At 72.3% G+C, this 8,470-nt stretch carries 9 protein-coding genes; 8 read left to right on the top strand and 1 reads right to left on the bottom strand.

Annotated features, from left to right (window positions below):
• Window positions 1-708, bottom strand: a 708-nt coding sequence (locus HET64_RS32905; protein WP_215110815.1) for an arylmalonate decarboxylase, incomplete at its 3' end; no start/stop codon positions are given.
• 217 nt (window positions 709-925) lie between these two features.
• On the opposite strand from HET64_RS32905, the gene HET64_RS32900 reads away from it, so the two are divergent.
• The 8 genes from HET64_RS32900 to HET64_RS32865 all read left to right on the top strand — a co-directional run.
• Window positions 926-2,080, top strand: coding sequence for an isopropylmalate synthase (locus tag HET64_RS32900; RefSeq protein ID WP_215110814.1), 1,155 nt, complete (start codon window positions 926-928; stop codon window positions 2,078-2,080).
• Window positions 2,081-2,149: 69 nt separating this feature from the next.
• A complete protein-coding gene (locus HET64_RS32895) occupies window positions 2,150-2,335 on the top strand; it encodes a lysine biosynthesis protein LysW (RefSeq protein WP_215110813.1) in 186 nt (61 codons plus the stop codon).
• A gap of 1 nt (window position 2,336) precedes the next feature.
• Window positions 2,337-3,191, top strand: a complete 855-nt coding sequence (locus HET64_RS32890) for a RimK family alpha-L-glutamate ligase (RefSeq protein WP_215110812.1) — start codon at window positions 2,337-2,339, stop codon at window positions 3,189-3,191.
• Window positions 3,188-4,243: an N-acetyl-gamma-glutamyl-phosphate reductase gene (argC, locus tag HET64_RS32885; RefSeq protein WP_215110811.1), complete on the top strand. Its 1,056-nt coding sequence runs from the start codon at window positions 3,188-3,190 to the stop codon at window positions 4,241-4,243. The genes HET64_RS32890 and argC overlap by 4 nt, the downstream gene beginning before the upstream one ends.
• Complete coding sequence (locus HET64_RS32880; RefSeq protein ID WP_215110810.1) at window positions 4,240-5,064, top strand: acetylglutamate kinase; 825 nt, start codon at window positions 4,240-4,242, stop codon at window positions 5,062-5,064. Before argC ends, HET64_RS32880 begins: the two co-directional genes overlap by 4 nt.
• Window positions 5,061-5,624, top strand: a complete 564-nt coding sequence (locus HET64_RS32875) for a type 1 glutamine amidotransferase (protein ID WP_215110809.1) — start codon at window positions 5,061-5,063, stop codon at window positions 5,622-5,624. Before HET64_RS32880 ends, HET64_RS32875 begins: the two co-directional genes overlap by 4 nt.
• A gap of 52 nt (window positions 5,625-5,676) precedes the next feature.
• Window positions 5,677-6,813 carry a Glu/Leu/Phe/Val dehydrogenase dimerization domain-containing protein gene (locus HET64_RS32870; RefSeq protein WP_215110808.1) on the top strand — a complete coding sequence of 379 codons (1,137 nt, stop codon included), beginning with the start codon at window positions 5,677-5,679 and terminating at the stop codon, window positions 6,811-6,813.
• A partial coding sequence (locus tag HET64_RS32865) for an AMP-binding protein (RefSeq protein ID WP_215110807.1) occupies window positions 6,810-8,470 on the top strand: 1,661 nt, incomplete at its 3' end. The genes HET64_RS32870 and HET64_RS32865, both read left to right, overlap by 4 nt.

Here is an 8,470-nt window from a genome sequence, read left to right as displayed (position 1 = left end):
GCTCACCCCCACCGCCCGCCGCGCCCACCAGGCGGACGCCAGGTTCGAGGTCAGCAGCGGCCGGTGCGGGTCCTGCCGGGCCAGCTCGGTGAGGGCGGCGAGGGTGCCCATGCCCGTACCCGTGAACAGCAGGGCCGTGTCCGCGGGCAGCTCCCGCTCCCGTATGCGCCGCAGGATCGCCGCGGTCGTCACCGCGTACGGGTCGAAAAGCTCCTGACCGCCCGGCGTCGCGGCCTCCTCCGCCGGGACGAGCACCACCCCGTCGACCGTGAGACCGGCCCGCTCCCAGAAGGCGCGGGAGGTGTCGGTGAGCCACGGCTCGTACGGGGAGACGAGCGTCAGCCGGTCCACCCCCAGCGCCTCGCAGACCGCGAGTATCGCCTGGGTGGAGGAGTGCACGGGCGAGCCGGCGCGCTCGGACAGCTCCTCGCAGAAGGCCCGGTCGCCCTCCGGCTCCAGCAGGTAGTGCGAGGCGCTGCACGCGACCACGGTGGCGTCCAGCCGCAGCGCGCCGAAACTGCCGAGCAGGCCCGGAAGCACCTCGTTGTACGTCTCCAGCATCGCCCTGAGACCCGCCCCGGGAGTCACCGGGAAGCGGGCGGCGTACACATTCATTCCGGCGCCGAGGAGTTGGTTGAACTCGGGTTCCGCCGTGGGGTTTTCCGGTGGCACGACAACCCCCAGGCGGGGCAGCGAGAAGAGATCCATGCACGCACCGTAGGACGCGCTCCCCATCAAGGGGCCTCTGACGTGCACTATTTGGCACTCCCTTTCCTTCCCTGACCTCCCCTGACACTCCTTGACACTCCGCAACACAGCTCTGACACACCAGACATTGCTCTTTTCGGCCAGGCGCCGAAGGATACGAGTCAGCGAATGCAGCCCCTGATTGCACACTCCTTTCACGGAAAGCGGAGCAAAGGAAATGGCAGCAGAAGGACCGGTAAAGCAGGAGAGGCCGCCCCGTATATCGGATGCGACGCTGCGGGATTCCGCGCACATGGCGGGGGTGGAGTTCGGCCCCGCGGACGCCGCCGCCATCGCGGATCTGCTGGTGCGGACGGGCGTCGAGCTCGTCGAGGTGGGCATGGTCTCCGGCCCGGACTCCAAGGACGCCGAGCTCGTCCTCGCCACCCACGAGGCGGTCACCCCCGAGCGCAGCATGACGCTCGTCGTCGTACGCGACCGGCGGCAGGTGGCCCGCGCGCTGGACGAGGCCACCCGCCTGGGCGTGCGCCACATCATGTACTCCATCCCCACCTCCGAGCAGCACGCACAGTTGAAGCTCGACTCGGCGAGCCCCAAATTCCTCCAGGCGCTGGCCCGTTCGGCGATCCAGCAGGCGAAGGAACGGGGCTTCCACGTCACGTTCAGCGGTGAGGACGGGGCCCGTACGCCCCGGGAGCGGCTCGTCCCCTATGTGGAGGCGGGGTTCGCGGCGGGGGCGGACCGGTTCCGGCTCGCGGAGACCGTGGCGTACCTCTCGCCCTGGCAGATGGAGAAGGTCATCGCGGACCTCACCGCGATCGACGGCTCCGAGATCGAGATCCACTCGCACAACATGCTGGGCATGGCCGTCGCCAACTCCCTGGCCGCCGTGCGGGCGGGGGCGCAGTGGATCTCCGCGACCGTCGGCGGCATCGGTGAGCGCGGCGGCAACGCCCCGCTGGCCGAGCTGCTCACCTCGCTGCGCGTCATCCACGGCGACGCCCGCTTCGACCTCACCCATCTCACCGAGCTGTCCCGGATCGCCCTGCGCGGCGCCGGCCTCGGGGACGCCTTCCAGTCCGGGCCCACCACCCCGCACGCCTTCGCGTACGAGCTGCCGGGCCAGCTGAGCCACCCGCACGCGTACGAGACCCTGCCCGCCGAACTCGTCGGCAACAGGCGGGAGTTGCGGGTCCGGTCCCGGCTCACCACCGCCCTGGTCCGCTGGGCGCTGACCGACTCGGGCCTGGACGTCGACGTCGACGCCTTCACCCCGTGGCTGGCCGAGCGGCAGGAGCGGGACGGCCGCCCGCTGCTGGACCGGGACACGATCCGCAAGGCCGCCGTCGACTTCCGGCCGGTACCCGCGTAGTCCGGCCCTCACTCGCGTGACTCACCCCGTCCCCGCGTAACCCACCTTCATCTGTTTACGGAGTTCACGATGCCCACCGCCACCCTGACCGGCGTATGCCCCGAGTGCGAGACCGATCTGACCGTCCCCCCGGTCACCCTGGGCGAGACCCTCTCCTGCCCCGAGTGCGTCCTGACCCTCCGCGTCGAGGCCGTCGAGGACGGCCGGCTGACGCTGGAGATGGTCGAGGTGCAGCTGCGCGACTGGGGCCAGTGACATGGGCGCCGACCGCCCCGTCGCCCTCGTCGCGGACCGGATCGCCTGGGAGGAACGCCTGCTCATCGAGGCGGCCCCGGCCTTCGGCCTCCGGATCGACTGGGTCAACGACGAGTCCCTCTCCCTGGGCCACCCGGACGCCCCGTCGATCCAGGGGTACGAGACCCTCCTCGTCCGCAGCCGCAGCTACACCCGGGGCGGGCTGATCGCCACCCTCGCCGAGGCCGCGGGCGTCCCCACCCTGAACACCGCCCGGGCCATCCACGCCTGCGAGAACAAGGCCGCCCTGCGCGCCCTGCTCCACACGGCGGGCGTACCCGTCCCCGACCACCGGCTCGTCCTCTCCCGCAAGGACTTCGACAAGGCGCTCGCCGATCTGCCGCTGCCCCTCGTCCTCAAGCCCGTCTTCGGCGGGATGGGCAAGCGGGTCACGCTCATCCGGCACGCCGACACCGCCCACTCCGTGTACGACTACATCGAGGACCTGGCCCACGCCTTCGAGCAGGCCAGTGTGGTGGAGCCGTACCTCGGCGGCAGCTCGGTGCGGTGCCTGGTCGTCGGGCGGGAGCTGATCGGGGCCGCCGAGTTCGAGAGCGGCGGCAGCGACTGGCGCAACAACGCGGCCCTCGGCAACAAGAACCGCGCGATCGCCCACGACCCCGGCATCCTCAAGATCGTCGACGGTGTGGTCGATGTGCTCGGGCCCGGGATCTACGGCGTCGACCTCTTCGCCACCCCCGACGGTCACGTCGTCAACGAGGTCAACCACGCCCCCGGCTTCCGGGCCGTGGCCTCCGCCACCGGAGCGGACATCCCCTCGGCCATCGGCCGTTATCTGCAGGAGCTACTCGCATGATCCGCGCAGGAGTCGTCGGGGCCTCCGGGCTCGCCGGCGGCGAACTCATCCGCCTCATCACCCAGCACCCCGACCTGGAGCTGACCTTCCTCGGCGGCTCCTCCAACGTCGGCCGCCGCCCCTCCGAGCTCCACCCGGGCCTCCGGCTCGGCCACGGGCTGACCGTCCAGCCGGTCACGGAGGACGTCGTCGACCAGGTCGACGTCCTCTACCTGGCCACCCCGGCCCCGGTCTCGGCCGAGCTGTCCGCGCTGCTCGCCGACCGTGTCCCGGCCATCGTCGACCTCAGCGGCGCGTTCCGCATCCGTACGCCGGAACTGCACGACCGCTGGTACCCGAAGGTCCAGCGGCGCACCGACCTGGCGGACCGCTTCGTCTACGGCGTACCGGAACTGGTCGGCGACCAGCTCAAGGACGCCCCGCTGATCTCACTTCCCGGCTGCTACGCCACCGCGATCACCCTGGGCCTGGCCCCGCTCACCCTCGGCCTCGGGCTCGACCTGAAGACGGTGGTGGTGGACGGCAAGAGCGGGTCCAGCGGCGGCGGGATCCAGCTGCGCACCTCCGACCTGCACCCGTTCCGGGCCGGGGCCATCGCCCCGTACTCCCCGACCGGGCACCGGCACGCCGCCGAGGTCGGCGACTTCCTGGAGCGGAGCAAGCCGGGCACCATCGGGAACCTGTCGATGTCGGCGTACGGCGTCCCCAACGTACGCGGGCTGCTGACCAGTTCGTATGTGTTCACCGACGAGAAGGTGGACCAGCGCGAGCTGAACCGGGCCTACCTCCGCTTCTACAAGGGGCGGCCCTTCGTCCGGGTGCGGCGGCACGACGAGACGCTGATCCCGGTACCCGACCCGCAGGTCGTCCTCGGCTCCAACTACGCGGACGTGACGGTCCTGCTCGACGAGGAGGGCGGCCGGATCGTCGTCCTCGCCGCGCTCGACAACCTCGTCAAGGGAGCGGCGGGCCAAGCCGTGCAGGCGACGAACCTGCGGTTCGGCCTGCCGGAGGAGACGGGGCTGACGCAGCAGCCGGTGATGCCGGCATGAGCGCGGACCGCGCCACCCCCACGGTGGTGAAGCTGGGCGGCAGCTGCCTGGACGATCTCGACGGCACCTGGTGGGACGACCTGGCCCGGCTCGGCCGGGACCGCCCGCTGATCCTCGTCCACGGCTGGTCCAAGCCGCTGAAGAAGCTCGACGCCCGCTACAGCGAACCCTCCGCGATCCTGCGCGACCGGTACGGCAACCAGAGCCGGTGGACCACCCCCGAGGTCATCGACGACATCAAGACCGTCAGCGCCGTGCTGGCCGAGGACGTCCTCGCCCGGCTGGCGAGCCGCGGCATCACCGCCGAGCGGCTCATCGGCAGCGACGGACTGGTCGGCGCGGGCCCGGGCGAGCGCTGGTGGTGGCGGGAGAAGCAGCTCGTCGAGCTGGAGAACCTCGTCGGCCCGATCACCGGCGTCGACCCGGCCCCGCTGAAGAACCTCCGGCCGGGCCACGCCCACCTCGTCACCCCGCTCGCCCGGAACGCGGCGGGCCAGGAGGTCAACACCGACGCCGACCGGGCCGCCGCCGCCATCGCCGGGGCCACCGGCGCACCGGACCTGGTCCTGGTCACCGACGTCGGCCATCTGCTCATCGACGACGAACCGGTGCGCCGGATCAGCGCCGAGGACGCGGCCGTCTTCCGCGACCGGGGAGCCAAGGGCGGCATGCGCAAGAAGCTGCGCGCCGCGGGCGAGGCCCTGGAGCGCGGCGTCGAGCGGGTCGTCATCGGCAGCGCCGCCGTCACCGAGCTGCTGGACGGCTCCACCGGCACGCTGATCACCCAGGAGCGTGCCACCACGGCAGGAGCGGGCGCATGAGCAGATCACGCGTGCTGGTCGTCAACAACGGAACACTCTCCCTCAAGCAGCTCCGGGCCCGATTCGAGGAGTTGGGCTCGGACACGGACACCGTCGACGCCTCGTCCGTGCCTGCCCGGGTCAACGGCCGCTACCAGGCGATCGTGTTGAGCGGCACCAAGGTGCGCGCGTACGACAGCACGTTCTACCAACCCCTGATCGACCTGGTCGGCACGGCGGACGTGCCGGTCTTTGGCATCTGCGGCGGGATGCAGATCCTCGCCGTCGCGGCGGGCGGCCGGCTCGTGGAAGGGCCGCAGCGGGTCGGCGGCCACGAGGCGCGGGTGGACACGGAGGAGCCGCTCTTCAGCTATGTGAAGCCCACGGTCACCGTCTTCCACCGGCACACCCTCTACCTCCAGGAGGCCCCGGCGGGCTACCGCTCGATCGGCCGCTCCGAGCACGCGCCCGTGGAGTTCCTGCGCTCGGACGACGGCCGGATCCACGGAGCCCAGGCCCATCTGGAGTTCCGCAAGGACGGCCTGGAGATCCTGCGGGGCTTCGCGCGGCTCTACCAGTGACCGGTCCGACCGACGACCCCTCCGTACCGACGTACCGAACAAGGACTTCGCCATGAGCGCAGCAGTGGAAGAACCGCAGGACCCCGCCCTCACCGTGCACCTCAACGGCAGCGGCGGCGACATCAAGGGATGGGTGGTGATCGACACCCTCGTCGACGGCCTGGCGATGGGCGGCACCCGGATGACCACCGGGGTGACCGAGGAGGAAGTCGCGGGCCTGGCCCGGGACATGACCGAGAAGTTCACCCTGGCGGGGCTGCGCATCGGCGGCGCCAAGGCGGGGATCGTCGCCGACGCCACGAACTCCCGGGGCGCGGGCCGCGAGGAGACCTTCCGCACCTTCGGCCGCACGGTCAAGCCCCTCCTGCACGGCGGCATCCACCTCGGCATCGACATGGGCGTCACCCCGGCCGACCGGGCCGTCTTCTTCGAGGAGGCGAAGTACGACCCCCGCTACCGGCTCGGGGCCCCGGACATGCCGATCGACTGGCGTACGTACTACGAGCCCCTGATCGACGCCACCGGCCACGGGGTCGGGGTCGCCGCGATCACCGCCCTGGAGGCGAGCGGCCGCACCGAGCCCGCCCGGGTCGTGGTGCAGGGGTTCGGCGCGGTGGGCCGGGCGGTGGCGCGGTTCCTGGAGGACCGGGGCCACATCGTCGTGGGCATCGCGGACGTCCGGGGCACGATCAGCGCGGACCGGCTGCCGGTCGCCGATCTGGCCGCCATCACCGATCAGTTCGGGGCGATCGACCGCACCCGGCTGCCGCAGGACGTGAAGCTCTCCGGGGAGCCGGACGCCTGGCTCGACGTGGACGCCGACATCCTGATCCTGGCCGCGCAGAAGTACGCGATCAACGCCGAGAACGCCCACCGGCTGCGGGCCGGCCTGGTGGTCGAGGGCGCCAACCTCGCCTCCAGCGCGGCGGCCAAGGAGAAGGTGGCCGCCTCGGGCGCCGGGCTGGTCCCGGGTGTGATCGCCAACATCGGCGGCGCGGCCTCGGCGGCCCTGGCCGTCACCCGGGTCGTCCCGTTCGACCTGGCGGCACAGGCGCGCAAGGCGTGGGTCTTCGACTGGGTCGGCGACCGGGTCCGGCAGAACACCCGGGACCTGCTGGAGATCGCGGCCGCACGGGCGGGCGACCCGCTGCCCGAGCTGCTCGCGGCCCGCCGCGAGGAGCGCCGATGAGCACGGCGGCCACCGCGCTCGGGGAGCGAGCGGCGTCCGGAGGCGCGACCGTTACCGCGGAGCGCGCCGCCGAGTACCGCCGCCGGGGCTGGTGGCGGGACGAGACCTTCCTCGACGATCTGCACCGCCGGGCGCGCGAGCACCCGCGCCGCCCGGCCATAGCGGGCCGGCGCGTGGCGGAGTCGCGTACCGACACCCTCGACTACGCCGAACTGAACCGGCTGACGGACCGTTTCGCGCTGGCCCTGCTCGACCTGGGCGTCCGCCGGGGCGACTTCGTCGCCGTACAGCTTCCCAACCGGTGGGAGATGGTGCCGCTGATCTTCGCCTCCATCCGGGTCGGCGCGGTCATCATCCCGATCTCGCCCATCTGCACGGAGGAGGAGCTGCGCCACCGCCTCGGCCTCACGGAGGCCAGGGTGTGCATCACCCTCCCCGCGTGGTCGGGCACCCCGCTGGCGGAGATCGCGACCCGCCTGAAGAGTGAACTCAGCACGCTGGAACACGTGTTGGTGGTGGACGGTCCGCTGCCCGAGGGTGCGCGCCCCTTCCACGGCCACTTCGTGGCGGAGGAACGGGAGGAGCGGGAGGGCGCCGCCGCCCGGCTGGCCGGTCTGGCGCTCGGCCCGGACGACCCCTTCGTGGTGCTGTTCACCTCCGGCACCACCGGCCTGTCCAAGGGCGTGCTGCACAGCCAGAACACGGTCCACTCGGCCGTACGCGGATACGTCGACGCGTTCGGGGCGGCCGATGGTGAGGGCCACGCGTGGGTGGCGGCGGTCTCCACGCCGCTCGTCCACTACTCGGGCTTCGCCCAGGGCGTGCTGGCCGGGGTCATGCTGGGCGGCACGGTCGCCTTCCAGGACGTCCGCCGCAACGAGGCCCTGCTGGACCTGGTGGAGCGGTACGGGGCGACCCTGCTGTACGGGCCGCCCGCCACCCTCGCCGATGTGGCCGCGTCCCAGCGGGCCGAGCGGCGCGACACCAGGACGCTGCGGCATGTGGTGATCGGCTCGGCCCCGGTCCTTCAGGAGCTGGCCGACGAGGTCCACGAGACGCTCGGCGCGCGCGCCCACTCGCTGTGGGGCATGTCGGAGAACGGCCCCGTGACGACCACCCGCCCCGAGGACCCCGCGGGCTGGGCGGCGCGGAGCAACGGCAGCGCGATCGACGCCATGGAGACCCGGATCGAGACGTCGGAGGCGTACGGGAGTACCGATGCCACGGGTGGGGTGGGCCGGCTCAAGGTGCGCGGCGCGTCCCTCGCGCTCGGGTACCACCGGCGCCCCGAGGCGTTCGCGGCCGAGCTGGACGAGGACGGCTGGTTCGACACCGGTGACCTCGCCCGGGACGACGGCCGGGGCGGCATCCGCATCATCGGCCGGGCCCGGGACGCGGTCGTGCGGGACGGACGGGTCGCGCCGATGACGGAGCTGGAGGCGGTGATCGGCAGCCACCCCCGGGCGGAGGAAGCCGCGCTGGTCGGTCTGGAAGCGGCCGGCGGGCAGGGCCACGGCAACGTGATCGTCGCCGTCGTGGTCCCGCGCGGCGGCCGGGGACCCACGCTGGAGGAGATCCGGGCCCGGGTCACGCGGGCGGGCCACGACGCCCGCTTCCTGCCGGACCGGGTGGAGATCCTCCCCGCCCTCCCCAAGAC

The organism is Streptomyces sp. McG3 (assembly GCF_018619185.1).
Classification (GTDB): Bacteria; Actinomycetota; Actinomycetes; order Streptomycetales; family Streptomycetaceae; genus Streptomyces.
This window is presented reverse-complemented; position numbering and strand designations above follow the sequence as displayed.

Bases quoted from the DNA above. Each gene is read 5' to 3' on its own strand.
- HET64_RS32900 (WP_215110814.1), top strand. From the start codon at position 926: ATGGCAGCAGAAGGACCGGTAAAGCAGGAGAGGCCGCCCCGTATATCG.
- argC (WP_215110811.1), top strand. From the start codon at position 3,188: ATGATCCGCGCAGGAGTCGTCGGGGCCTCCGGGCTCGCCGGCGGCGAA.
- HET64_RS32890 (WP_215110812.1), top strand. From the start codon at position 2,337: ATGGGCGCCGACCGCCCCGTCGCCCTCGTCGCGGACCGGATCGCCTGG.
- HET64_RS32895 (WP_215110813.1), top strand. From the start codon at position 2,150: ATGCCCACCGCCACCCTGACCGGCGTATGCCCCGAGTGCGAGACCGAT.
- HET64_RS32880 (WP_215110810.1), top strand. From the start codon at position 4,240: ATGAGCGCGGACCGCGCCACCCCCACGGTGGTGAAGCTGGGCGGCAGC.
- HET64_RS32875 (WP_215110809.1), top strand. From the start codon at position 5,061: ATGAGCAGATCACGCGTGCTGGTCGTCAACAACGGAACACTCTCCCTC.
- HET64_RS32870 (WP_215110808.1), top strand. From the start codon at position 5,677: ATGAGCGCAGCAGTGGAAGAACCGCAGGACCCCGCCCTCACCGTGCAC.